Source organism: Pseudomonas sp. UBA5666 (genome assembly GCF_002420785.1).
Taxonomy (GTDB): Bacteria; Pseudomonadota; Gammaproteobacteria; order Pseudomonadales; family Pseudomonadaceae; genus Aquipseudomonas; species Aquipseudomonas fulva.
Genome location: NZ_DIIQ01000025.1, coordinates 15,284 through 39,754, shown reverse-complemented (window position 1 = coordinate 39,754; position 24,471 = coordinate 15,284). Strand labels below are relative to the sequence as shown.

The following is a 24,471-nucleotide window of genomic DNA, read 5'->3' as shown; positions in this document are numbered from 1 at the left end:
GTCGCGGCGGGACATCGCTGAACTGATCGTTCTATTTACCTAATATTGAAGGTGTCCATTTCAGGCTGCGGAGAGATGGACAGTCTCTCGTTTGGACAAACCTAGGTAAACCGGGGGTTGGCGGTGTCTGTCTGCAGGGCATATAGGGGGTATAAACTCTCACCCTGGAGCATGTGCATCAACGGCGTAGGCAGGCGGTCCTGGGTAATGGCCGACACGGCCACCGCGTCAGTCGGCGACAGTACGGCTGCCAGCGCGAATGCCACCGGCAACGGGATGCTCGGCAACAACCAGTGGATGAAATAGCCCGCACCGACCACGGTGAACAACACCAAGCCCACCGCCAGGGCCACCACCGGGCCGCGAATGCGCCACAACGCGCGTTTGGGAATGCGCCAGCCATCGGCGAACAACAGCGGCGGCAAGAACAGAAACAGAAACAGTTCGGGGTCGAGGGCGACATGCAGCCCCAGTGTCGGCCAGGCCAGCAAAGCGCCAGCTGCGATTTGTACCAGCGGCAGAGGCAGGGGAATCAGGCGGCCGACCAATTTCGACACGCTGACCAGCATCAGCAGGATAAGGACGGTATAGGCGGACTGCATCCAGTGGGTCTTCCTTCTTCAAACGGCCCCGTACCCGAGGACAAAACGTACACCTGGATCAGCATGGTAACGGGTGACAAGCGTGCCTGGCCGCTGCACCAAGGTCGCAGGTGGCGAACTAATGTGTAACATGAAGATACATCTACCGCCCAAGGGTTCAGCCGGTATCGGGAAATGACCGGTGGTTTCGCTCAATTGGACGCACGTTCCAGCCCATGAAGGAAGGCAGCACGCGTTTGCAGAAGCAACCGCTGCCCGTTCAGGACAACCTCCCGTGGCGCCGTGCGGAGGGTTATCGCATAATCGCGCGACTGACATTCGGAAATGGAGAGATTGGGGCGACACGTATCCCCGATGCACACAATGACCTACACGCTCTACGGCATCAAAGCCTGGGACGCGCTACTAAAGGTATAAAACCCCAATAGAATCAATACTTTGAGCCAATTCCGGCGCTTTACGATGGCGCCGTTTTTGTTCGTTTCAGCCCCAATAGAATCAGGCGTTTACGGATGCATTTTGGGGAAGATTTACGCAACGATATCCTTCCCCGGCGTCCTGCCGACCAAGATCCGTCCGTGATCTTGATCTGAAAAATTCTCAAACCGAAACAACTCGAGATCCCAGGCTTCCTCATGCTCGAGCAGTGCCCATAGCCGTGCGGCTTCTGCCAGCTCTAGCATTTCGCATAGCTCACCGGCGTCGATCTCGCGCCGGCGGTGAGCCGCCTTCGCCATCTCTGCCAGCACAGCCGAGCGGCCGTCCGGATCGGTCACTAGCGCAAAACGATCATCAAGCTCAGCGACCCACGCTGGCGGGAGTAGGATCGCCATAGCTCACCATTACTGTATATAAAAACAGTATCCTACTCATAACAACCGGCGCCGAGCAATCCACCTCAGCCGGATGGCAGGAGTGCATCGTACTCTCGCTGGCACTGCTCCCCTGCTATTCGGGCCTGGTCATAAGCCTTCGCCAGCTCTCCCGCTCGAGCATCAGCCCGTGCGAGCAAGTCGGATAGCACCATGCCGGCGCGGATGGTTGCCTGGCCTCGAGCGACATCGGCGGTATTCATTCCGGGCGTCTGCCAAAGCCGTGATAAGGAGACGGTCAAGATTTCCTTGCTCCGCTCGTCGTCTTCTGTAGGAGGCTTTCGGCGTTTTTCCCTGGCCTAGGCGCCCTTCAGACGAAATATGATTTGACTTAACGCTTGACGTAGCGATAATCGCGAGCCACCTTGTCCATACGGTGTGCAAATCCTGTGGATAAGTCTATCAGCGAAGAACACCGCTGATCGTTCAATGGAGCAGCTTATGAGCAGCGTATTTTTCCAAGAGTCAAGCGCGATGGCTCAAGCGCGGAATCTTTTTGGTACTCGGACCGACCAGGTTATCGTCAAAGACGAGGTAACCGCGCCCCCAAGCCGCGATCCTTATGAGGCTATTCGCCAGGCAAGCGAGCGCATGAACGCCGGTCTGACGGTATTTGCCCTAGGTGAAAGTCAACAAACCAATGACGAACAGGACGCTCGCCATCATGCCGGACTGCTTTCCCCGCTCTAAGACGCTACCGTCTCAATCCCCGCTTTTTTGGGTTACTCATAAGGACCGGTATCTTCGTCAGCAGTTGATCTCTGACATCCAAGAGGATACTGGTCGAGATCTGATCGTCTACTTTACCGAATGCGAGCAGTCAGGCGCCCAAATCGACATGGGCGACGACGTCCTATTCGCAGAGCTTTTGCGCGGTGCCTTAGGCAGACCTATCGACCTGCTGGTTGAGACTAACGGCGGTTACACCGATCCAACAGAGAAGATTTGTTCACTGCTTCAGCAGGCTGCTCCTGATTTGCGGGTCATTATTCCTCGGCGCGCAAAAAGCAACGGCACCGTGATAGCTCTGACAGGATCCACCATCATGATGGGGATAGAGTCTGAACTAGGCCCTATCGATCCGTCATATAATGGTGTGCCTGTGGAATTCATCCTCAACGCGCCACCAGGATCATTCAACCCTATTGAGTTTCAGCTAGCCTTGACCACGCGGGGCCAGACCGAAAAACTGGCGCGTGAGCTGCTATCTAGAGGCATGATGTCACATATCCCGGAAGCCATTGACGAGACGATCTCGAAGATGGCTACTCGAGGACACTACCACTCCCATGGATCCGTGATTGACATGAGGGAGGCAGCCCTGCTGAACCTCAATGTGACCCAGCATGCTATGGACGATGCTCTGTGGCAAAAAATTTGGCTTCTCCGGACGATGTACCAGTACGACTGCTTGCAGTCGGGATATGCCAAGCTTTTTGAAAGCCAGAAGCTGAGCAGTGCCGTCAAAGCCGTCAGCAGGCCTTGATCACGTGAGGGCGGAAGCCCTCATCGACAAGCGGCTACGGCCGCTATTAGCTCCCCCTCGAACCCGATCCTCTGTCGGCGCTCAGCCAGCAGGGCACGCACCTTCACCTCAAGGCTTTCGGTCTTGCGGAGGCCGGCGGCGGCCCAGGGCGGCACAGCTACGTCGGGCGTGCGACAAGGAACCTGCACAGGAACCTCGACGCGCACGGTTCGAATCTCCGGCTCGTCATGGCCTGCACAGCCCGCAAGCAGGAGAAAGCCTGCGAGCACCCCTACCCCTTGCAGGGATCGGCTTGCAATGGTCATAGGCCGAGCTCCTTGTCGATAATCGAGGCGGCAGCCGTGCACTGATCGCCACCGGTGCGCTCCTGCTGGATGCGGTTGGCTGCTTGGTAGTCCGGCTCGGCACTGGCGCGGGCTTCGGCTACCGCCTTCTCGGCGGCGGCCTGGCGCTGCTGGGCGGCCAGCTGCAGGTCACCCAGTGCCTTACCCTGCTCATTGGCCAGGGCGACCAGGTTGTCTCTGGCCGCTTGGCAATTGCCGGCCTTCTCAGCCATTGCTGCAACGTCGGCGCGGGCGTCTTGGATCTGGCCGTGCTGCCACCAGATAACGCCGGCGGCGGCCAGGGCCAGCAACAGCCAGAGCGGTATGGCCTTCAGCGCTACAAGCGCGGCGTTCATGCCAGGGCCCTCCTGATGCCCTCATCGATCAGCGTCGACGGATACGGGTTGGTGCCGTTCTCGTGCACGATGATGCCGACCACCAGTTCGCGCAGGATCTGCGGCTTGGAGATGTCGATCGAGTCGCGCACGCCGACGCCCAGGCGCTTGGCGATGGCCTGCGCATAGGCATTGGTGTCGTTCTCGCTCGCCGGCGCCCACCGGTTGATGAACTCCAGCGGGGTGTCGATACCAGGCCGCCCAACACCGGGCATCCCATCCTTGCCGCGGTAATTGAGCAGTAACTTGCCCAAGGCGCGGATGCCGTTCTCTGGGTGATCGAAGCGGGCAAAGCGCGGTTTGGCCACGCCTACCTCCAGGCCCAGCTGCCCCTGCCAGGCGTTGCGCGGGTTGTAATCGATGTTCCCTGGGTTGTTATTGCGGACACCGCGGGGTGTAGTCATAGGTTTCTCCAGGCGAAAAAGAGCCCGCACGGTGCGGGCTGTATTGGTGACGCGGGGGCTCAGGCCTCGGCGTTCTCGTCCGGTACCGGATCGGGCTTGGCTGGCTCGCTGCCAGTGATCACGACCTCGGCGGTGAACTCCTCGAGGAGCTCGGCTGTAACGAACCGGTGGCTGGGGAACTGGCGCAGGCCGGCTTGGATACGCTCCTTGGCCTGTTCCAAGGTGGTGAAGCGGGTCTTGTTGTCAGGGTCGTAATCGTTGATCAGGTTGATGGCTACGTAGGGCATGGTTTTCTCCAGGCAAAAAAATGCCCGCGCGTGGCGGGCTTGAGGGGTAATTAACCGTCAGGTCTTGGGGTACTGCTGCTTTACTCGTTGGATCGTGGAATAGAACGGCTCGGCCTTGGGCATTGTTCCTTGGTCCATCGCGTGCCAAAGCATGTCCAGCTGTTCCTCGATCGCCGGGTAGTCAGTGGCCCGGGCTTTGGCATGGTCACTTTTGTGCTCGATTTTCAACGCTCAATACCTCGCTCTGATAAGGCCAAAGGTCGATCACAACCTCATACTCGCCGGGCAGGCTGAAGCCCAACTCGATGTCGCTGCCATCGGCGGTGTACTCCACGCCCTCAATGTTGAGCACCGCATTGGCGGGCACGCCTTTGAGGGTCATGCCAACCAGCTGCAGTGCCATCTTGGGTCGAGGCACGATCTTGCCCGCGCTGACGAACTGCTCGAGCTCGCTGGCCCGGGCGAACAGATAGGAGAATCCTGTTCGCTTCGCGTTGAGCTCCGCCTCGAGCTGGGACATGTAGCCGCGCATGCGGATTTCTCCGCGCTCGTTGTAGAGCACTACCTCCCCGGCAGGGGGTGACTGGGTCATCTCATGATTCCTTGCACCATTAGGTTCTGATAGGAAAGCACCACGCCCACCGCACCCAGGATCGAGAAATCGACCGTGTGCTGGCCTGCTCCCACGTACTGACCAGAGGCCAGGGTGATGGAGCTGTCCGACCAGTTCGCGACAGATTCAGCGATCATGTTTCCATCCAGGACCAGGCGGTACTGATAGAACTGGGTACCGTTCGAGAGGAACGTCGCGCAGTAGTTGATGTAAACCATGCCAGGCTGAGGCATGTAGAACGTGATAGTCAGTGGCGTCTGCCAACTGCCGTTGCAGTTGAAGCGAGGGGCATAGCCAGCGTACCGGGGGATGGTCACTGCCTCGTTACCGATCTTGAGCGTGTCCACCTGCAGGTTGCCGATCTTCGAGTTGGTGATGGCCGCGTCTTGGATCTGGGCGTTGGCGATCGCACCGTTGGCGATCTTGGCGGTGCCAATACTCGCGTTCCGGATGTAGGCGTCGGAGATGAACGTCTGCCCGCCCACCACAGAGAATGGCGACGAGAGCCCTCCCCCGTTTGCATTGAGCAGCACGAACTGGTCCGAATAGACCACGAAGGCCGATTGCACCACCCCGTTTTGCTCGTTGATGCCGATGCCAAACCCGCCCCAATGGTGCACGCCCACCTGGCTGTTGATCTGCACACGCATGGTGTACTGGGCGTTGAGCATCCCTTTCATGTCGGACTGAGCTGTAGCGACCTGCTGAACAGCAGCATTGGCGTTACCCGCCGTTGCCTGGGCCGTTTCGACGCGCTTGGACAGAGCGCCATCGGCATCGGCCCGCGCTTGAACCTCACTCTGGACAGCCGCCGCCGCTTCATTCGCTTTCGCCTGGGCGGTGTTGATTCGAGTGCTCAAGGCTGAGTCAGCAGTGGCGCGAGCAGTCGTTTCATCCTGAATTGCTGAATTGGCGTTGCCCACTGACGTGTAAAGCCCGTCCGTGCGCTTGGCCTCCGCCTCGATCTTGGTTCCCTGCTGAGTCACCTTGGAATCCAGCGACGACAGCGCGCGGCTGGAGGCTGATGGTGCGGCACGACCAATCGCAATCCAGTCCACCTCGAACACATCGCTCGCCATACTGCCGAAGTCGATACGGACCCGGTCGATGATACTGCTGGTCCAGTCAGCTCCCCCTGAGGTCAGGTTTGCCATGTCCCATTCAAGGATGGTACTAGCGCCCACGGCCAGCGCTGGATTGGCGATGACCTTGCGGTAGCTGCCAGCAAAACCATGGTCTTTGGTCGAGTAGAACAGCTGCCCATCCCATCCCGAGCCGCCACGTCGAGTTATCGCGACACGAATGCGCGTGTACGCACTGCCCTCAATGGCGAGACCGGCCGCGCTTATGAGTTGCGGGTCATTGCCTGTAGAACTGATGGTCACGAAACCAGCGCCGAGCGTGATATTCGCGCCCTGGCCATACCACCCATCCAAGGCCCCATCGAAATGCCAAAGAGCTCCAGGTGCAGGATCCAAACCTGCTGCACCCAATCCACTGGTCACAGTTGCAAGGTTATTGCGTAGATCAACCAATTGGCCCGATTGTGACGTGAGGCTGTTTTCGGTTGCAGACACGCGGCCTGAAATAGCCTCCACAGCGGAAGCGGACGCTCTGGTGGCAAGGCCGTTGACGGGGCTGTTGACGCTGGTCTCCAACTGAGTAGTTCTGCCGGCTACTGCCGTTATTGCCGCACCTTGCTGCTCAACGCTGGAGTTGAGACCGTCGATGGCCTTACTGTTGGACGAAACATCGGCACCTAGCACTTGCCCGTTATCCGACCATCCTGTGGCGCGGGCACCGTGTTCCATCTGGGGGCGCGCTATCTCTATGAAACCGCTGCTGACCGCGCCGGTTGCGCTGAACACGCGATAGTAGACGTTGCACTCAACCGCCCCAGCAGGAGCTACCCCAGAGTATTCGATACGCGTTGATGACGATGTCAACGACGCCAATGCACCGGCTGGCGCACTGATTGCTACTCCTGAGGCATTCAGCCACTGCAGATAGATCCGGCACGCTAAACCTGCTGTACCGCGCATGTAGGCAGAGGCCGTAAACACCTCCCCCTCTGCGACCTTTGGACGCTTTATCACTGCTCCGCTGGAGGCTGGCCGAAACGACTTGTAGCCGGTTGGCGAGGTTCCAGACGTTGTGAGCCCAGAAGGCACCTCAATCCGCTGTGCTTTTTCCCCAGAACTAAGCCACGACGGGATGAGCGTGTCGATTGAACTCACAGAGCCTTCGACTTGCCAGCCCTCGGCCGTACCATTCAAGCCTGGGAATTTGGCCATTGCCGGGTTGTAGAAAAGGTTTTCACCACCTACATCGCCAATGCTGTTTTCAAGCTGAGCGATTGAGCTTGAGGCGCTGGTCAGCCCTTGCTCATTTTTTTCGACTCGACCAGTGAGCGCTGTGGTAGCCGCTGCGTTGGCAGCAATGCTGTCAGCATTGGCTTTGCCGTTATCGCGCCAGCCAGTCAGGGTATTACCCTGCTCTAGCTGCGCCATGTCGAAATCGACGAACCCTGCGGTGAGCGTCGATCCCGCGTTGGAGCGGATCCGATAAAGCACGTCGACTCGCACGGATCCGGCGGGAGCGAGTGCCGAAACCAGTAATGGGCGCTGATATGTAGGGTTGAGCACCAGGTTGCTTGGCCCGTTGGTGCTGAGCGTACTGCCAGCGGCATCCTTGAACTGCAGGTAGAGCTGCAATAGCAGACCCGTGTTGCCGCGCACGTAAACCGAAGCGGTGTACGCCTTCCCTTCGAACGCTGGCGGCTGCCGTTCAGCAACCGGTGCGAAGTCCACATAGGTCGCCCCTGATCCGGCTGTCAGGCCGGAGACGTCAAGTCGCTGGCATTTGCCCTCGGCACCCAGGTCGGAGTTACGCAGGGTGGGCGCCACCACCACCCCGGCGGTGTACCTCCAATACCAGCCAGCGGCGATATTGGCGTTGGCGGCAGACGCGACGTCGAACGATGGGTTGAACAGCAGGTTCTCCGAGCCCGACGAGGCGATCGAAGCGTCGATGCGAGTGATCGACTGCCCGGCAGCAGTGATGTCCTTGCCATGCTGCTCGACCGTGCTTCCCAGGCTGGCCAGCGCGCTGGCGTCAGCCTTACCGCCCAGCTGGTTCAGTGCGGTTTGTGCAGCGGCTGCTGCATCGGTGGCCACCTTGTCGGTCACCGCCAGCCAGGCGCTGCCGTTCCAGCGCTTCGGCGTATTGGCGTTGCCAGTGGTGTCGATCCACAGGTTCTGCGCGACCTGGTCGGTGGTTGCCGGCGCCGAGGGCTGCACCAAAACCTTGCCTTTGCTGCCGGCCAGGGTTGATGCAGCTTGGGCCGCCTGCTGAGCGGTTGCCACGTTACCGTCAGTGATAACCAGGCTGCTGGTGAGTCTGGTCACTTGCTCGCCAGTAGATTTGAGCCCCTGCTCGTTCTTCTCAACGCGAGCGCCCAAGCTGGTAACGGCCTCGGCTGACGCATCGGCCGCCGCCAGGATCGACGGATGATAGGCCGTGGCCAGCCCACCCTCCTGAAGTTGCACATTGTCGACCTCTGCCCAGATGTTAGCGGCGGCGCTCGAGTCGTTGAATAAACGACAGGCGTAGACATTTACCTGTGTGGCGTTGGCTGGGGCAGTGCCCGTAAGCGTGTAACGAGTGAAGTTCTCACCCAGCACCGGCTTGTCAGAGGTGGCGGGTGCCGAGAGCACTGCGCCAGCAGCGTCAAGAAACTGCAGATACATCCGCAAGAAGCCTGGCGCTCCTGATCCACGCGCATAGACGCTCAGCGTATAGGTCACCCCGGCCGTAACTTTGACTCGTGCGCGACCATCGGCCGGACTCGACACCACCTCGATGTAGCTCCCGGCCCCGACGCTTGCGCTGATGCGCAGAGCGTTGAGGCTGCTGGTCAACGGCGAGGGCACAAAGGCCCGCGCAGCCGCGCCAGATACCGCCCAATGCCGCGGCCTGCTGCCATCGGCAACCAACTCCTCGAACGAGCTGTTGGGAAGCAGGTTCTCGCCGCTGAGCGACGGCAGACTCGCCTCGATCTTGGTCAGGGACGTGCCTTGAGCCGTCAGGCTCTGGCCCTGCTGGGCAACTGTGTTGCTGAGCGATTGGACGGTCGAGGCCTCAGCCTTCTTGCTTACGCTGTCGGTCAGCGAAGTCAGGGCCTGGCTCTGCGAGGTCAGCTGCTGATCCTGGGCTTTGTCCTTGTCTTCGGTCGCCGTCACGCGGCTGGTGACCTGCTGCAGCGCCTGCGAGCTGGCCTTGCCGTCGATGCTGGTCTGCATGCCGTCCATGCGGGTGGCTTGCGACGTGAGCTTGCCCTCGGCATCGCTGACGCGGGTACTCAGATTGCTCACTACGCTAGCATCGGCCTTCAACGCCACTTGGCTAAGCGCCGACTGGGCAGCAGATGCTGCATCGGTGGCCACCTTATCCGTCACCGCCACCCAAGCCGAACCGCTCCAGCGTTTCGGGGTGTTGGCGTTGCTGGTGGTGTCGATCCAGAGGTTCTGCGCCAGGCGGTCCGCGACGGCAGGCGCTGCCGACTGAACGATCACCTTGCCCTTCCCGCCCGCCAGCGTGGCCGCATCCTGAGCAGCCTGCTGAGCAGCCGAGACGTTGCCGTTAGTAGTGGTCAGGCTCGATTGCAGCCCGCCGATCTGAGACGCCTGGGCGGTCACCTTGCCATCCAGCGTGGATACATCGGTTTCAACCTTCGAGACGCGCGCGGCCATGCCGTTGGCCGTAACAACGGCCTGCCCTACGTCAGTCCAGTAGGTAGCGTTCGGTGGCGGCGTGTTCAGCGGTACCGCTTTCAGGGCCTGGTAGAGCTTGCCATCACTGCCCAGGGCGCTCTGGCCGACGCTGTAGGCCTTATCCTTGCGGTATGGCAGGGAGCCGGCCAGGGCCGAGACGTTCGCTATCTGCTGCTGCAACTCGGTCTTGGCGGCGGAAACGTCCGCGCTCACGGCCGTGATCTGCTGCTCGAGGTTGCCCTTCACGGTGCCAAGAGCGTTGTTCACGTCGCTGATCTGTTTGGCCAGCTCAGTCTTGGCGGTGCCGATCCGCTCATTAACCGACCCCGGGCCGTTGCCATCGATAAGCGCAATTTTTTCGATCTTGCTGGTGAGCTCCTTGCCCAACTCGCTCTCTGTGATCTGGTCCTTGATCTGCTCGAGGATAGGACCGGCATCGGCACTAGCAATGCCGGTAACCACGGTCGGAGCCACAGGGAAGAACGGCCCAACGTTGCCGGAACGGTCCACCAGGCGCGCCCAGAAGAAGAAGCGCTGCCCCGCGCGCAGGCCCTGCATGACATGCTCGCTCTGCGGGTAGGCCAGGTCGGCAAGTTTGGTTGCCGCGCCAAGGTCGGTGCCTTCGCCGTACCACAACTCGGTACGCTCGGTGTCTTCGGCGCCGGCAGGCAGGCCCCACTTGATGCCGATGCTGAACAGCAGGCTCTCAGTTGCCAGGAACGTAACTGCCGGCGGCAAGCCTTCCTTGCCGTTCAGCTGGGTCAGGTCCGAGCTTTTCCAGATCGAGGTGATATCGAACGCGCTGACCGAACGGACGCGGGCCAGGTATGCGCCAGCATAGATACCGACCACGTCCACAGACGCGGCACCAGTGCGTTGCAGGCGGATCCAGTTGCCGTTGTCCTTGCGCCACTCGACATCGTAGGCAACAGCGCCCGCCACTGCCGGCCAGGCGATGGTCATGGTGCTGACCGCGATGCCCTGGTCGATCATGTGACCAGACGACAGCGATACGCTGGCCGGAGGCGCCACGGTGGTCACCGGAATGACGCTGATCGGGCGCTCGTCCAGCTTCGCGCCGGTGTCGATCGCGGCGAACTTGCTCGGGTTGAACTCGAGCGCAGTGATTTCGTAGTTGCCCTCTTGGGTGCGGGTGGTCTTGAGCACCCGGAACAGCTGTACGGCCAGGTCGTCGTAGTCAATCGCCCACTGCAATTCAGGTTCGGGCTGCAGGCTGTACTCGGTGGTGACGGTCACCGCCCGGCCCGCGACGGAGTGCACAGTCCGCGCCTGGGCGGTACCGTTGGGCAGGTTCACGATCAGCCGGTCACCGGCCTTGATCGGGGTGTCACGGTCCAGCGTCACGACGCGGCCAGTAGCCGAGGAAATGCGCCCGCCGTTTGGGCGGCCTGCTACCAACTCGTCCGCCACCGGGATGACGAACCCAGGCAGCGGGATACGGCCCTCCATGCCGGTCTTGAACGTAACGGTGCGGTCCTGGCTGTTGCTCAGCAGTGCCCATTTACCGCGGCGCTGGGCCTCGGACGCGCGGGTGCAACCAATGGCCGAGAGCTCGATTGGGCGGTCCCGGTACCGGCGCTGCAGCGCGTTGTCGGTCACCGGAATAACGTCGGTGTCGTAGTTGTTGGCCGGGTTATCGTAGCTGACCAGGGCACGGCTGTAGTGCGTGCTGCGCTCGGCTCCGCCATACACGAACTCACCGTCGATCACGTTCGACCTGGTGAAGACGTAGTCGATATCCTGCGCGCGCGGCATGTCCGCCTGCATGAACAGCGAACCGTGGGCCCAATACACCATGCCCCTGTAGATAGCCGACAGATCACGCAGCAGAGTCCAGGCCTCGGCACGGCCCTGCAGGTTCATGTCACAGAGGAAGCGCGGCTCCTGGCCACCCACACCGTCCGGCACCAGCTGGTCGCAATACTGGGCGATGCGATACATCTCCCACTTGTCGACCATCCACGGCTTGATGCGCTTGCCCAGGCCGAAGCGGTCTTCCACGCACAGACCATAGGTCACGAAGGCAGGGTTGTTGGTCCAGGCCAGCTTAAACGTGCCATCCCAAACACCGCTGTAGGTGCGGGTGATCGGATCGTAAGTGCTCGGTACCGGCCAGCGCTTAGCCTTGCATTTCACCGTCACCGCCGGGATGTTCTGGAACTGCTGGGCATCGAACTCGATGTACAGCAAGGCCGTATTCGGGTACCGGATCTTCTGGTCGATGATCTCGGTGTAGCCCGCCACGGTCATGGTATCGGCCACGGTGCCGCTGTTCGCGTTCGGCGTGAGTCGGCGTACGCGCAGCATCCACCCAGAAGTGGCCTTGGGCAGATTCACGCGCACCGAGCGCTGGTAGCCGTTGGTGGACTTGCCATCCACGGCGCCCAGATGAGCCTCGACATAAGCGCCACCGTCTGTAGCGATATCGATCGCGTATTCAATGCGATAGCCCTTAGTGTCGCCGTTGCTCTCCTGTTTGGCCAGGCGCGGCCAGGACATGCGCACGCGAACAGCTGAGAGCTGGGTATTGCTCAAGGCGCGCGTGAACGGGTTGTCGCTGCGCAGCTCAACGTTGACGGAGGTTTCGTTCTCCACTGACGGGATGCCCTGGATGTAACTCTGCTCAACAGAGCCCGGGCGCCATTCCCATTTCACACCCGGGAAGTTCACATTGCCGCTGGAATCAGCGATCGGGGTGTTGTCGAGGTAGATGTCCCGGTCAGTGGGCACCCCATCGAATTCGCCTTCGCCCACTGCCAGCAGGATCTTGGCGATGTTCGTCGAGCGCAAGCTGTCCGGCGACTCTACTGCCTGCTTCGGCTGGCTCTCGCCCCCTTTGGCGCCGACAATTTCCAGGTGATCTACTGGGCCCATGCTTTCCTCCGTGCGAAAAAAAACCGCCAACTGGCGGTCTGTGCATTCTTTTGGCGCTATGCCTTGTCCTGCGCCTCGATTGAGGCGGAGATGATCGCCCCGCCCCAGCGTCGTTCGCCGATGCAGATCGGGACTGGGTTGCCGCTGGCTGTGGTGTTCTTGGCGCTGCCGAAGGCGTAGGACGGTAGGTTTTCTGGCGCGGCGCTTTGGGTTAGGCCCTTAGCCTGGGGGCTGAGCATTTGGATTACGCCTGCGGCGACCATGGCTCCACCTAGCTGGTAGAGAAATGGGGAGGCGCCAGCAAATGGCGTAAATGAGAGGACAAAGGCTGCGGCGATGAGTACAGCGCCGACAACTGTCTGAAGCGTGCCTCCACGCTTGCTGCCTCCAACGACAGGGACGATACGTATCTCTTTCACGCCTCCGCGATCGAATTGATCTGGGCCGACGTTACGACCGTTCCGGAAAATAGCGAAGCGCATGCCTAGTTGGTCAAGCCTCCTGATCTCCGCCTCAAAACCAGGAATGGTCGCATTAAGAGCCCTGAACACTTCGAAAGTGCTTCCGCTATCGAGTGATTTTTGATGCAGGCGGCCGAATTTTCGGGCAAGCGAGCATGACAATTTGATGCTAGTCAACGCTGGTGGCTGAGCATTGGGCATGGCTGTAAATTCCTATGGGCATAAAAAAACCTCCCGGAGGAGGCGTTGATCTTGGATATGCTCAGATGCAGGTTCGCGCCACCTTCACCCACTTGGACCACGTACTGTTCCGAGTGTAGATACTGACCTTGGCACCAACGGTCTGGCTCTGCACTACCGCCATCACTGGCGTTCCCACCATGTCGATGTCTAAGCGAATGCGATAACCAGTTTCGGTTTCCGTCGAGACTACTCCGCTACTCATGTCCTGCCATTTCGGGGCGAGACATTTAGAGAAGTCTCTCGCGGTCTTTGGAGTGTGGCTTTCGAAGGCAGGCCCGTGTTCTACAAGATCCGAAGGCGAGACACATCCCGCCAGCAACCCCAAGCCCAATGCACAGATCAAAACTCGCATGTGATCCCTCCATGAAAACTTCGAATGTATCATCACTTACTGTCGCGGTGACGCAACACCAAGCGCGTCCGTTCGAGCCAAGGCCCGCCGAAAACGATGATTTCCGATGGTCGCCCCAGAAGGTGATGCAGCATGAATGGACCCGGCCCAAACACATGGCTGTCCTCGCCTGGCAGCTGGGAGTCAGTGCCAAGGTAGATGCCCGCATGATTTGGATGGGCAGTACGCCCCACCGCCATGACGATCAAGTCACCACGCTGCGGCTCGCTCACCTGGTGGAAGCCGGCAGCCTCATAGGCCTGCTCGTATAGGCTCGGTCCATCGGCGTTCTCCCACCAGCCCTCCTCTCGATCGTAGGCAGGAAATTCCACCCCCCATTCCCGGTGATACCAGTCGGCGCAGGTCTGCCAACAGTCCCAGGCACCGTGCACGAATGGGCGACCTAGCAGCGGCGTGCATCCGGTGGGCGTGATCGTGCGCAGATCGCCCTCTGGCCAGGACAAGATGTACCAGGGCAGGCCGGTGGCCTCGCACATAGCCAAGTCTCGCGGCGACGGCCTGCTGGTGGCGTCGGGATGCGAGTGGACGATTCCAATCACCTCGCCCAGGTCTTCGGCCTCGGCGTACTGCTCGGGTGCAATCCGGAATTCCTCAGTCGGATCGTTGGATGCGTTGGAGCATGGGTGATAGACCTGCCTTCGGCCAACCTGCAGCAGTATGCCGCAGCACTCTCGCGGGTATTCAGCCGCTGCGTGCGCTTGCACGGCGGCGAGAATGTTTTTGCGCATGGTTAGCTCCGGGCGATCAGCGAGACGGCAGGGAAGCCGCCGAAGGGTAGTTCGTTGCCCTGGCCATGCCGGACGGTGCAGCCGGTGTCCAGGCAGCCGTTGCATTGGTCCTTGGCTGGGTCTGACGTAGGGTTTCCGTCCATGTCGTAGTAGGGCCCGGTGTAGCCACAGTTCGGCCCCCGGTACCCTGCCGTCATCGCCCAATGGCATAGCTGCGTCATCTGACGCCCAATCGTTTCGCCACCCACATCGCCCGGGCTTGCGAGCTCCCAGGCTACGGTGGTGCCGCTTTCGGACACCTTCTGATCGATATACCAGACTTCGATCGCCTCCTCTGCCGGATCTGCGGAGGGGTTGCCACCGGCAAAATTCGCAGCGTCCAGGTACTCGGCGAAGGTGTGCCGCATGGTCAGCTTGAATTCGAGCAGGTTGTCGAAGGCCAAGCACAGCGCGGTGATCCGGCCATTAACGTTACCCGCACTGAACGTGGGCCGCACTGCAGTTCCATCCGAGTTCGCCTCAATGCCTTCAATCTGGACCGGCCAGGCGCTGTACTCGTTGCCCTGCCACCAGATGGACTTCGCCGGCAGCTGGTCAGCATTGGTACCGGCTGCTCGCAGCTCGTCGGGAGTGTGAGGAATGGCGTGCCCATGGAATCGCAGCACGTCAGCCCCGAAGTCCGTACCGTCGAGCTCGAACAGCAGTATCTCAGCCCCTGGTTCAAGCTTCTGTAGTTGGGTGATCAGGCTCATGGATGAAATGCTCTTTCGAAGGTGGCAGTAAGTACGGTGATGCCGCCGGGCTTACGCACCTGCCGAAACTTCTCGCAGCGGTACAGGCCCAGCACTTCTTCCGGATTGGTCCACAAAAACGACTTGGCGCCCCGGTGGCGGCGGATGAATGCAAGGATCGGAGCGATCTCCGAGGCAAGCCCGCCGAATGTCAGATCCCAGCTGTCCGTTTCGCCGTTGAGCCCATCGCTTGTTACCTGGGCGTAGTTGTCGCCGAACTGGGACTTCCTGGTCCGAAGCTCGCTATCTCCGCTTGCCTCGTCATCGGGCACCCATGTGAACGTCTCGATAGCCATCAGCGCCTCCCGGTCGTGTTTCGGTGGCTGACGCCGCCAGGGCGCCAGGATGAGGCGATAGCTCGTTCGGCTACCCCCTGCATCTGCCGCTCCATGTTTTGCTGGAATGCTGCAGGGTCCAGTTCCATGCCCTCAGAACTTCGGTCTTCCAAGGCGACGGTCACCGGAACGCTGACCTGCACGATTGTCGAGCCACCGCCCCCGCCCACCATCTGTACGCCCAGTGACCCATCAGCCCCACGGGCCAGCGGCATGATGGCTTCGGGACCAGCCTCCCCAGCGACACCCAGGCCACCGCCTGCCATAGCAAAGCCTGTCGGCCTGGTTAGCACGCTGTTGGTAGCAAAGGCCCCACCTTTGGCGAACATTTGCACTCCACCATCCCAGGCGCCGCCCTTAGCCTGGGCCCGGAAATAAGTGCTCGAGTAACCGGCCTGAGAAGCGCCAAGGTTGGATGAAACCGCCCCGGCAGAGCCTGGCGTCATGCCGTTGCCGCCTCCACTGCCGAAGTAGTTTGTCGCAGCCGTTACGCCCCAGTTCACCACAGTGCTGAGCAGAGAGCTTGCGGCTTGCTGGCTGGCAATCCTGGCCATGTCAGCTATCACGCTGGTGGCAAAGTCCTTGAAGTTGGCCTTGCCCGTGACTGCGAAGTCGGCCAAGGCGTCCCTGGCCGTGTTGAAGCCAGTGGTCAACATTTCATCGGTAGCGCCGGCCACATTCGCAGCATCAGCCCGGATATTGGCCCAGGCTCGCTTAGCTCCGTTTCGATAATCTTGCTGGGCCACCAGCCTGGCGTCGTAGCCATCAACTTCCATCTGCAGCTCGCGGGCCTGGAAATCCTCCAGATCCGCTAGGCGCTGCTGATACGCGTCCTGGCTCAATCGCCGGGACACATCCTCCTGCTGTTCCTCCAGCTGCCGGCGGGCCTCGGCGTACTTCTGCCGAACGCTATTGAGGCGCTCAGCCTGGTCGCGCTCGTCATCGCCCATTCCGATACCGGACACATCGGCATTGATAGCGTCCTGACGTGTCTGCAGGACTACCTCCATGGCCTTTCGGTAGGCTTCGGCGCTGTTTCGCCGCGCCTCCGCCAACTTCCTTTCCTCCTCGGCACGCTTTTGGATGGCCGGGGCTGCATAGGCCGCGTTCAGGTTTTTGATGCCCAGCTCCATCTCGGCCGCTGTGATCTTTCCGCCTGCCTGTGCCTTGCGCAGCCCATCAATACCTTCCTTGAGGTCTTCCAGACGTTTGCGCTCAGGCAGAGCACGGTCAATGATCGCATCGAGGGCCTTGATTTCGTCCTGCAGGGACTTGGTTCGGTCCTTGCTCCCTTGAGTCGCGTCTTTGTTTTTCTTCTTCAGCGACTCAATCGCGCTCGCGGCGGACAGAATCGCCTGGCGGTCTGTTTCAGTGAGGTCAGCGTTTTCGGCGATATGACGGTTGGCTATCTTGATTGCATCGCCGTTGTCCTGAAGGCCTGCGAGCTGCTTCTGCAAGGTGGCCAGATAGCTCTCGCCGGCGGAGCTCATGCCGGCTTTTGCAGCATTGTTAGCCTGAGTCGAAGCTGTATTGCGATCGGTTTCGCCAGTCAGCTCAGCCAGCTTGGAGCGCAGGTTCACCAACTCGGCGCTGAGATCCGAGGCTTTGATCTGACCCGTCTCGATAGCCTGGGCCATCGCTTCGGTGACACCAGGAATACCCCGCACTTCATCGGCTACGGCCTTCCAATCCACCACGGCGCCGGTTGCTGCTTGATTGGCGGCATCGCGGACCAGGTCGAGCGCTCTTTGCGCTTCCTTGGGCATTGGAGCCAGGCCGGCAATGAAGCCATCGACACCCGCAGCTCCAAGGCCGCGCAGATCATTCTCGAACTTGTCAGCAATGGCCCCGGCAGTCTGCCCGAGCTGGCTCTGCAGGTCGTCAAGCTTGCCCTGTAGCTCCCTGAGTGCTACGGCCTGGGTGGCGCTGTTCAACTTCCCGAAACGCTCCATCACCTTGTCGAGAGGGTCGGCCAGATCGCCCAGTTTTTTCTCCAGGCCATCGGAGTTCTCGCTCAGCAGCAGGAAGCTGGCCGCTGCGGTACCAGCGAGCAGCGCCAGCCCCATCGGCCCGCCCAACGCCGTCAGTAGGCCGCCAGTGGCAGCGCGGGTCAGGTTTGCCTGCGCAATGGCCAATGCCTCGGTCGATGCTGTGAGCGCCGCTTGCTTGGGCAGCAGCTGCGTCTGAACCAATGACAGACGCTGCAGGCCAGTAGCGGCGGCGACAGACGCCTCTGCCTGCTGCAGTTGTGCCTGCGCGTAGATACGCTGGGCCTCGGCACCGCGAATCGCAGCCCGGGCGTTGTCGACTTCGGCAATTCGCTGGGCCAGCGCAGCTTTCACTGCCATCCCGGCCTTGGCCACGTAAAGGGTTAGCGCTGCGGCACCGGCACCGCCCATTGCGACTGCCACCAGATCCACATTGTCGGCCAGCGCCAGGAGCACTTGGGAGAGACCTGCAACCGCGCCGGTACGCTCCTCCATGCCGCCCAGAAAGGTGCTGATTGCATTACCGATATTCACCAGGGCGTCCTGAACACTGGTGGACATCTCGGCAGCTGCTTTACGGTTAGCATCCACCGTGCTTAGCAGACCGGTGTTGAGGTCCTCAAGCGCGAGCTTGCCTTCCACACCCAGTTTGCGAATAGCCTCAGCGCTCTTGCCGGTGCCGCTAGCAATTGCCTGCACGATGGTGGGCATTGCGCTCTGGATAGAAACCCATCCATCGGCGTCAATCTTGCCGGTCTGCAGAGCCTTCGAATAGGCATCCAGGGCCGATGCCGCTTTGTCAGCGGTCGCGGCGTTGGTCACCAGCTGGAAGCTGAAACTGTCGGTGATATCGAGCGTCTGCTGAGTATTGAAGCCCAGGCTGCGCATCACGTCCGCCGTGCGGATGTACAGCTCCTGCGCTTCTGCCAGTGGGCGGTACGTTTCCTGCGCAGTGCGCAGCAGGTGATCCTGCACCACCTGATATTCTGCGGCGCTGCCAGCGGCGGCCTTCATCCGGTCGGACATTTGCCCGTAGGCATCCACCTGCTTGATGATCCCGCCGATCAGCCCCGCGCCTGCCACGGCTGCAAAGGCGCCGCGCATCAATACACCCGCCGACTGCGCTGCCGCACCCGCCCTATCGAACGCGGAATCGACGGTGGCCAGATTGCGGTCGATCGCTTGCGTGCTGCGCGCCACCAGTTGATCAGCGTTTGCCAGTTCGCGGCGCAGCTGGGCCGTGGTGGCCTCGATCTGGACCAGCATGCCCTGGACTTGTTGATCGGCCATGCGTTTCTCCAAGCACAAAAACCGCCCGTAGGCGGTGACTTATTCCGGCTGCCGACCTCGGAAGAAGGCCTTCAGCTTGTCAGCTACGCTGCCAGGCTTCCGCGCTACGGTCGCTTGACCAGATGCATTGCCTTGGGCCTGGCCGCGGCCGGTCCATTCGATCCGCGCATCCAGCGCCAACATCAGCTGCGGTATAGGGGTATGCCAAGCCGTGTCAGGCGGCCAGCCAAGCCAGCCGGTGGCTACGCCGAACAGATAATCGACGTAGCTACCGTCCTTCACGGCGCTGTGCTGTCCGCCTCGTCCTTTCCCCGGGCGACCACGCTCGGCGGTACCGGGTTAAGCAGCACGGTGATGAAGTCGATCAGCTGGGTAGAGACCTTGGCGACACCGGTCTGGAAGACCTCGGTGGCCACCTGGGCGTGCTTGTCAGCACCCAGGCCTGCGCCAGCGACGATGATGTCGGCGCTGGACGAAATGCTCATCAGCCGCATCGACTCAAGCGCGCCGCGCAGGCCACCAAATCGCGCCTCGATCAGCAGTGCCGCTTCAAGCGTTGGCCGCAGGGTGTAAGTCCGCGCACCGACCACCAGCGTGATGGTGCCGTACAGAGCTTCGCTCATGAATTATCCTCACGAATTGACGGGGCCGTAGCCCCATCGTTTAGGCGGTTGCTGGACCGGCCGCGATTTCGAGGATGTCGGTGTTGATGCCCAGCGTGACGTTACGCCGTACGACGTTGTCAGCGGAACCGGCCGCCACTTTGTTGTTCATCACCCGCGCCCCGAAGTAGAACGTGGTCGGCAAGATGGGTGGGGTTGCTCCTGGATCGCCATCGTTGAGGGTGACCTTGATGTTGTAGTTACCCTTGGCCCGGTCCTTGTGAGCCACGGCCACGGCTTTCTGGCCCACATCGCCGTTATCCAGACCGACAACCATCGTCATGTCACCGGCATCGGCTGTGCCCTTGTATTTGCGCACCCGGCCGTTGTCCAGGGAGGTGAAGTTGACGGGGCTAAAAGTGTCGCCGAACTCACCGAGGTCTTCGATCTCACCCACCCGGACGTAGGTGTCAGCTTTGTATTTGGTTTCAGTGTCGGCGCCGGTCTTGCCGCCAATGTAGAGGCGGCAGCCGGCGGCTGTGTTCAGGTTGTCTTCGGCCATGGGGGTTCCTCCAAAGGCACAGTGGATAAAGCCGCGGTGCGGCCGGTAGGTGGATCAGTGGGTGGTGATGACGCGGACGGTGATCGACCCTTGGTAGGTAACCCCGTCAGCGTCACGCTGGGCGTCCGACTGGATAACGCGCACAGAGACTGCCCTGCCGACGCTCAGCGGCAGCGGGCGCTCGTCCAGGGCGGCAATGACTTCCCCGTTGATGCGTTTCACCTCTGCCTGGCCAACCGTGTCTGACCAGACCGACAGGTACAGCAGGCGCTGCTCGCGCTTACGGCCTGATATCGGGCTGACGTTGACTGAAACCTCGCGGTCGATCGACACATAGGGCATGTCGGCGTCCATGGGCGCACCGTCAAAGACCGGGCAGCTCACCTCGGCCAGCAGCCTGGCAAAAATGGCCTCTTGCAGCGATACCGAGGGATCAGCCATTGCCTACCCCCTGGCTTGCCTTGCGCAGCGTGCGGCGCACCGCTGTCTCGATGTCAGCCATAACGTACTCGCGATTCACATCGATGGAGGGCCGAAGCCACGGATGCGCCGGCCTGGCCGGAATGTCAGGGTACTTTCCGAAGAAATGCGTACCGTCGCTCTTGTTGGTCGCACGCCGGTTTCGGTTCCCGGCTCGCTTGCCGCCGATGTAGCCCTTGGTGCCGTACTCGATGAAGCGCAGGTAAAAGAACTTGCGATTGTCGCGCTTGCCCCTGATCCCGATCTGCGCATCAAGGCCGCTGGGCGCGACGTAGATCTTCAGCGCGGCGGCGGCAGCGCCCGTATCCTTGGGCATCAGCTGTTGCTGCGTGGCCAGCACCCGCTCGGCAGCATGGCGCATGGCCGGGGCCAATTCGTTGTCCATGGTCTTGTGGATGTTGCGCAGCGTTCGCCGTAGGCGGATATCGCCGCGCATCTTTGAGCGGCGGGCCATGGCCTACTCCTTGGCCTGGGCCTTGGCCTGGGCCTTGGCTGTTTTTTCCTGGGCCGCATCTTCCTTGACCTCGATCGCGTAGCCGCGGGCGATCAGGCCTTCGCCGTATTCCTTCTTCACTTCGAAGATATCGCCCTTTTCGCGCTCGCCGGATGCACCGGTCAGCGGCCCCAATGCTTGAATTTTCATGGTTCACCTCATGGATTCGGTACCGATGAGCAAAGAAGTCTCATCAGCGTGTTTTCGTTGTCTGGCAATACAGCCTCGACCTGATACGTGACGCCGCGGCGGGTGAGCCTTACGCCTGCCACGATGTCAGCTCGAGGCCTGCTGATGATCTCGGCGGTAACTACCGCTTTGAGCTTTTCAGCTACAGCGATGATCCGGCCAGAGGGTGTACGCACTTCACCCCACATCTTTGGACGAGCTGCAGGGAGCCAGGTGACGACAGCCCCACCAGACTTGGTGCGCTCCTCGTGACGGAAATTGACTTCGAATAAATGACGAAGCGCCCCGGCCCTCATATGCCCCACCCCACCCGATACGGGGTCAGCAAGGCCTGCGAGCCTCGAGGCAGGTCAGTCGCGATTGTCCCCGTCACCACGTCTTCTCGATTGGCGTAGAGGTGCCCCAGGATCAGAAGGCACGCCGACTTGAACGATGCGTTGCAGAGCATAGGCTTCTCCCCGGCTAGGCCTGCCAGTGTCGCCTCTGCCATTGATTGCGCATCGACGTAAACCTGGCGGTTGAGGTAGTTCATTGCCGAGAGCTCGGCCGAGTCGATCAGCAGCTGCAGATAATCGTCGTCATCGTCTGGATCACGAAGGTGGGCCCGGGCCTGCGCCATGCTGATCAATGACATGGCTCACTCCTCCAGCGGAGTGCGCGATACCAGATTCCGCCTCTCGAGGTCCTCGGCGTGAAGCCGCGGTACCAGGTAGCTTGGACCGCCGCGCCGGCGCAGCTCGCCCTCATCCATGAACGAGCGTAGCGGGTAAACCTCAACCTGAGCCGTGTTCACCTCTGCCGGCGCGCTCGAGGTGAGTTCGTCCAGCCCTGCTGTGTCGGCGACAGCATGCAGCGCGTCGCCAGCCTGGCCCAGTTGGTTCGGCGAAACGCCGGTACCTGCAGCACCCTCGGCCGAAGTGCCCACCGGCGGCAGCTCTATCGGCAGCTCGCCCGCTGGGCCACCGGCTTCTTGCACGGTGTTGGCGACTGGCTCAGCGCCGGGCACGGTGACTGCTACACCACCCGCGGCCGCATCTGCACCGCTGGGGTCGCTGCCGCCGGGCGGCGAGTTCAATGCCTGGTCACCAGGTGCTGGTACAGCCTGCTCCGGTACCACGCTTGGTTTCTCCTGTTTCTTGGTGCTAGCCATGGGATCGCTCCTGTGCGGCGCCATCGCTGGCGCCTAAATTGGAAGGCTTAGGAGCCGCTGCCGGTCAGTGGGCCGGTAACGAAAGCTTCGCCACGGTAGATGGCGAAGGCCAGGCGCTCCTCGGCGCGGATGGTCGCCATGTTCTTCTCGAAGTCATCGGCGTTCTCGGTCGAGATCAGCACTTCGATTTCCATACGATCGAAGATCTGTGCGCCCAGCTTGAAAGCGCCGACCAGGAAGTCATCCTGCGTCATGGCCTGGGTCGAGACGACCGGACGATTCCACAGGCGCGGGGTGGTCCCATCTTGGGGCTCACCGATGATGTAGCGGCCTTCACCATCTTTTGTGAGCTCGATAGCAGCCCAGTCGATGGGATTGAGCACGATGCCATCCGAGGGGAACTCGGCCAGCTCGGCCTGCAGGAGCGCCAGGCGCAGGCGATCGATACGCTGTTCACCCGTTACAGTCACGCCGGTGGGAGCCGCGTAAAGCTGGGCAACCGTCATGAGGCCTTGCAGGTTGGCACCGGTACCGTTGCCGTACAGCAGTTGGGCCTCCTCGGCCATCAGCAGGCCGTAACGGGCGCGCGCGTCGATGTAGCTCTGGAGCGCCTGGGCATCGTCGAGCATCTGGCGACTTGCCTTGAACAGGTGCGCGATGGTGCGCACGTTGGCCGTGGCCAGTTCGAACTTGATATCCGAATAGGGCTTGGCCAGGGTCTCAGCGACAGGTTTGGCATTGTTCGTGAAGCCGCTTTCACGCACGTACTCGATGGAGTTGGCTTCAGTGGTACCTGGCGCCACAAGGTCGCGGATGGTGAGACGACGCTGAGGCGGGGCGATGATGCCTGGCTGGCGATCCGCAGCGGTCAGAGCCCCACCTGTGGCCGTAGTGATGGCGGCACGCGGTACCGACACACGACGAGAACCACGGAAGGACGAGCTCAGGCCCTTCATTTCTTCACTGCCTACGACCAGAGCGCCAACCGAGAGTTGCTGCTCCTGGCGGTCTGCCGGCGCGCGGCTGGCGTTGACCAGCTTCTGCTCGGCTTCCTGCAAGCGTGCCGACACTTCGCCCTGCTTGGTCAACAGCTCGTCGACCTTAGCGCGGGTTTCGGCGTTCATTTCGCCGGAAGCCTTGATCTGCTTTTCGGTGGCTTCGGCCTGGGCCTTGATCTGATCGCCAATGCCCTTGAGGGTGGCGTTGAATTCCTTGACTTGGGCTTCGTAGTCCATGGTCACTTTCCTTTCAGAGAATTGAGAAGATTGGTTGCCGCGCTCAGTGAGGCGGAGAGGTCTGGCGCGGCAGCGCTTGGCGTGCCGGTCGGAACAGCGCGCGGCGTGTTCCCGCTGGCAGCGCGAGGCATGCCAGACTTGAAAGTGGCGAAGAGTTCACGGCGCTCGGAGCGCGGCATTCCGGCTTTGGCCAGGGCTGCATCCATGGCCTTGAGGGCATTGGCCTGGCCGGTTTCCTCGGTTTCGCGCTCGGTCACCTCGGTCGCCGCCAACAGGCCGGTGGCCAGCCCTAGCTCCAGCGCGCGCTTGCCGCGGATGAACGTCTCGTCATCCATCAGCTCGGCCATGTCCTCAACAGTCTGGCCGCTGGTCTCGGCGTAGAGGTCGGCCATGGCGGCGTCGAACTCTTCCATGTCGTCCGATACGTCGCGCAGGTAGTGGCGGTTGCCGGAGAGGAAAGTCCAGCAGTTGTGGATCATCAGGAAAGCGCTGCTGGCCACTTGGCGCTCGGAGCCGGCCAAGTAGATGACGGACGCTGCGCTGGCAGCCATGCCGAGCACCTTGGTGGTGACCTTCTGCTTGTGCTCGCGCAGGCGGTTGTAAATAGCGATGCCTTCGAACATGTCGCCACCTGGTGAGTTGATGTACACCGTCACCTCACGGTCGCCGATGGCCCGCAGCGCTGCATCGATGCGCTTGACGGTAACGCCCTCCCCGTACCAGTCCTCACCGATCACGCCATAGATGGTGATGGTTTCCGAGGTGTTTTCCACGGCCGCCTGGATGGCGGGGTTCCATTTATCGAGCGCACGCGGGCTCATCTCGCTGCGCAGGCCGCGAGACTGGATCTTGTGTTTCATGGG

General features: G+C 61.2%; 25 protein-coding genes and 4 pseudogenes. 2 read left to right on the top strand and 27 right to left on the bottom strand.

Features of this window, described 5'->3' with window-relative positions; genetic code table 11:
* Positions 1 to 152: 152 nt before the first annotated feature.
* The 3 genes and pseudogenes from B2Y33_RS12810 to B2Y33_RS12800 all read right to left on the bottom strand — a co-directional run.
* Positions 153 to 602: pseudogene (locus B2Y33_RS12810) on the bottom strand (cation:proton antiporter); the annotation flags it as partial.
* A 530-nt stretch (positions 603 to 1,132) separates the two neighbouring features.
* Complete coding sequence (locus B2Y33_RS12805; RefSeq protein WP_049587425.1) at positions 1,133 to 1,435, bottom strand: hypothetical protein; 303 nt, start codon at positions 1,433 to 1,435, stop codon at positions 1,133 to 1,135.
* A 65-nt stretch (positions 1,436 to 1,500) separates the two neighbouring features.
* Positions 1,501 to 1,683, bottom strand: a pseudogene (locus tag B2Y33_RS12800) (DUF2514 family protein); the annotation flags it as partial.
* A 232-nt stretch (positions 1,684 to 1,915) separates the two neighbouring features.
* Here B2Y33_RS12800 and B2Y33_RS12795 point away from each other — a divergent pair.
* Positions 1,916 to 2,164 (top strand): hypothetical protein, encoded by a 249-nt coding sequence (locus tag B2Y33_RS12795; protein WP_241194952.1) that lies wholly within the window; start codon positions 1,916 to 1,918, stop codon positions 2,162 to 2,164.
* Positions 2,139 to 2,960: an SDH family Clp fold serine proteinase gene (locus B2Y33_RS12790; protein WP_206405757.1), complete on the top strand. Its 822-nt coding sequence runs from the start codon at positions 2,139 to 2,141 to the stop codon at positions 2,958 to 2,960. Before B2Y33_RS12795 ends, B2Y33_RS12790 begins: the two co-directional genes overlap by 26 nt.
* Before the next feature lie 20 nt (positions 2,961 to 2,980).
* Here B2Y33_RS12790 and B2Y33_RS12785 read toward each other — a convergent pair whose 3' ends face one another.
* The 24 genes and pseudogenes from B2Y33_RS12785 to B2Y33_RS12670 all read right to left on the bottom strand — a co-directional run bounded on the left by B2Y33_RS12785 (position 2,981) and on the right by B2Y33_RS12670 (position 24,468).
* On the bottom strand, positions 2,981 to 3,265 hold the full coding sequence (locus B2Y33_RS12785) for a hypothetical protein (protein WP_206405756.1): 285 nt from the start codon (positions 3,263 to 3,265) through the stop codon (positions 2,981 to 2,983).
* The gene (locus tag B2Y33_RS12780) at positions 3,262 to 3,639 is read right to left on the bottom strand and encodes a hypothetical protein (protein ID WP_206405755.1); all 378 of its coding nucleotides are present in this window, start codon (positions 3,637 to 3,639) and stop codon (positions 3,262 to 3,264) included. The genes B2Y33_RS12785 and B2Y33_RS12780 overlap by 4 nt, the downstream gene beginning before the upstream one ends.
* Positions 3,636 to 4,082, bottom strand: coding sequence for a structural protein P5 (locus tag B2Y33_RS12775; protein ID WP_128610883.1), 447 nt, complete (start codon positions 4,080 to 4,082; stop codon positions 3,636 to 3,638). Before B2Y33_RS12775 ends, B2Y33_RS12780 begins: the two co-directional genes overlap by 4 nt.
* Positions 4,083 to 4,141: 59 nt before the next feature.
* Positions 4,142 to 4,369, bottom strand: a complete 228-nt coding sequence (locus B2Y33_RS12770; protein WP_206405754.1) for a hypothetical protein — start codon at positions 4,367 to 4,369, stop codon at positions 4,142 to 4,144.
* Positions 4,370 to 4,426: 57 nt separating this feature from the next.
* The gene (locus B2Y33_RS12765) at positions 4,427 to 4,597 is read right to left on the bottom strand and encodes a hypothetical protein (protein ID WP_181074198.1); all 171 of its coding nucleotides are present in this window, start codon (positions 4,595 to 4,597) and stop codon (positions 4,427 to 4,429) included.
* Complete coding sequence (locus tag B2Y33_RS12760) at positions 4,575 to 4,961, bottom strand: hypothetical protein (protein ID WP_104925815.1); 387 nt, start codon at positions 4,959 to 4,961, stop codon at positions 4,575 to 4,577. The genes B2Y33_RS12765 and B2Y33_RS12760 overlap by 23 nt, the downstream gene beginning before the upstream one ends.
* Positions 4,958 to 5,683 (bottom strand): annotated as a pseudogene (locus B2Y33_RS12755) (phage tail tip fiber protein); the annotation flags it as partial. The pseudogene B2Y33_RS12755 and the gene B2Y33_RS12760, both read right to left, overlap by 4 nt.
* Positions 5,684 to 9,739: 4,056 nt before the next feature.
* Positions 9,740 to 12,649, bottom strand: a pseudogene (locus B2Y33_RS12750) (host specificity protein J); the annotation flags it as partial.
* A 56-nt stretch (positions 12,650 to 12,705) separates the two neighbouring features.
* Positions 12,706 to 13,311, bottom strand: coding sequence for a tail assembly protein (locus B2Y33_RS12745; RefSeq protein WP_206405752.1), 606 nt, complete (start codon positions 13,309 to 13,311; stop codon positions 12,706 to 12,708).
* Positions 13,312 to 13,737: 426 nt separating this feature from the next.
* The gene (locus B2Y33_RS12740) at positions 13,738 to 14,493 is read right to left on the bottom strand and encodes a C40 family peptidase (RefSeq protein WP_288632980.1); all 756 of its coding nucleotides are present in this window, start codon (positions 14,491 to 14,493) and stop codon (positions 13,738 to 13,740) included.
* Positions 14,494 to 14,495: 2 nt separating this feature from the next.
* Positions 14,496 to 15,245: a phage minor tail protein L gene (locus tag B2Y33_RS12735; protein WP_206405751.1), complete on the bottom strand. Its 750-nt coding sequence runs from the start codon at positions 15,243 to 15,245 to the stop codon at positions 14,496 to 14,498.
* Positions 15,242 to 15,580 (bottom strand): phage tail protein, encoded by a 339-nt coding sequence (locus B2Y33_RS12730; protein WP_058604113.1) that lies wholly within the window; start codon positions 15,578 to 15,580, stop codon positions 15,242 to 15,244. The genes B2Y33_RS12735 and B2Y33_RS12730 overlap by 4 nt, the downstream gene beginning before the upstream one ends.
* Positions 15,580 to 18,897 (bottom strand): phage tail tape measure protein, encoded by a 3,318-nt coding sequence (locus tag B2Y33_RS12725; protein ID WP_206405750.1) that lies wholly within the window; start codon positions 18,895 to 18,897, stop codon positions 15,580 to 15,582. Before B2Y33_RS12725 ends, B2Y33_RS12730 begins: the two co-directional genes overlap by 1 nt.
* Positions 18,898 to 18,936: 39 nt before the next feature.
* Positions 18,937 to 19,179: a hypothetical protein gene (locus B2Y33_RS12720; protein WP_286929208.1), complete on the bottom strand. Its 243-nt coding sequence runs from the start codon at positions 19,177 to 19,179 to the stop codon at positions 18,937 to 18,939.
* Positions 19,176 to 19,520 carry a hypothetical protein gene (locus tag B2Y33_RS12715; RefSeq protein WP_058604110.1) on the bottom strand — a complete coding sequence of 115 codons (345 nt, stop codon included), beginning with the start codon at positions 19,518 to 19,520 and terminating at the stop codon, positions 19,176 to 19,178. Before B2Y33_RS12715 ends, B2Y33_RS12720 begins: the two co-directional genes overlap by 4 nt.
* 40 nt (positions 19,521 to 19,560) lie before the next feature.
* Positions 19,561 to 20,061 carry a hypothetical protein gene (locus tag B2Y33_RS12710; RefSeq protein ID WP_058604109.1) on the bottom strand — a complete coding sequence of 167 codons (501 nt, stop codon included), beginning with the start codon at positions 20,059 to 20,061 and terminating at the stop codon, positions 19,561 to 19,563.
* A gap of 54 nt (positions 20,062 to 20,115) precedes the next feature.
* Positions 20,116 to 20,502, bottom strand: a complete 387-nt coding sequence (locus B2Y33_RS12705) for a DUF3168 domain-containing protein (protein WP_206405749.1) — start codon at positions 20,500 to 20,502, stop codon at positions 20,116 to 20,118.
* Positions 20,495 to 20,995: an HK97 gp10 family phage protein gene (locus tag B2Y33_RS12700; protein WP_058604107.1), complete on the bottom strand. Its 501-nt coding sequence runs from the start codon at positions 20,993 to 20,995 to the stop codon at positions 20,495 to 20,497. Before B2Y33_RS12700 ends, B2Y33_RS12705 begins: the two co-directional genes overlap by 8 nt.
* A gap of 3 nt (positions 20,996 to 20,998) precedes the next feature.
* Entirely contained in the window at positions 20,999 to 21,184 is a 186-nt protein-coding gene (locus tag B2Y33_RS12695; protein ID WP_206405748.1) for a hypothetical protein, read from the bottom strand.
* Positions 21,185 to 21,192: 8 nt separating this feature from the next.
* Positions 21,193 to 21,519 carry a head-tail adaptor protein gene (locus B2Y33_RS12690; RefSeq protein ID WP_206405747.1) on the bottom strand — a complete coding sequence of 109 codons (327 nt, stop codon included), beginning with the start codon at positions 21,517 to 21,519 and terminating at the stop codon, positions 21,193 to 21,195.
* On the bottom strand, positions 21,516 to 21,857 hold the full coding sequence (locus B2Y33_RS12685; protein WP_104926155.1) for a head-tail connector protein: 342 nt from the start codon (positions 21,855 to 21,857) through the stop codon (positions 21,516 to 21,518). Before B2Y33_RS12685 ends, B2Y33_RS12690 begins: the two co-directional genes overlap by 4 nt.
* Positions 21,858 to 21,860: 3 nt before the next feature.
* Entirely contained in the window at positions 21,861 to 22,373 is a 513-nt protein-coding gene (locus B2Y33_RS12680; protein ID WP_206405746.1) for a hypothetical protein, read from the bottom strand.
* Positions 22,374 to 22,420: 47 nt separating this feature from the next.
* Entirely contained in the window at positions 22,421 to 23,608 is a 1,188-nt protein-coding gene (locus B2Y33_RS12675) for a phage major capsid protein (RefSeq protein WP_206405745.1), read from the bottom strand.
* Between the two features lie 2 nt (positions 23,609 to 23,610).
* Positions 23,611 to 24,468, bottom strand: coding sequence for a head maturation protease, ClpP-related (locus B2Y33_RS12670; protein WP_206405744.1), 858 nt, complete (start codon positions 24,466 to 24,468; stop codon positions 23,611 to 23,613).
* Positions 24,469 to 24,471 lie beyond the last annotated feature (3 nt).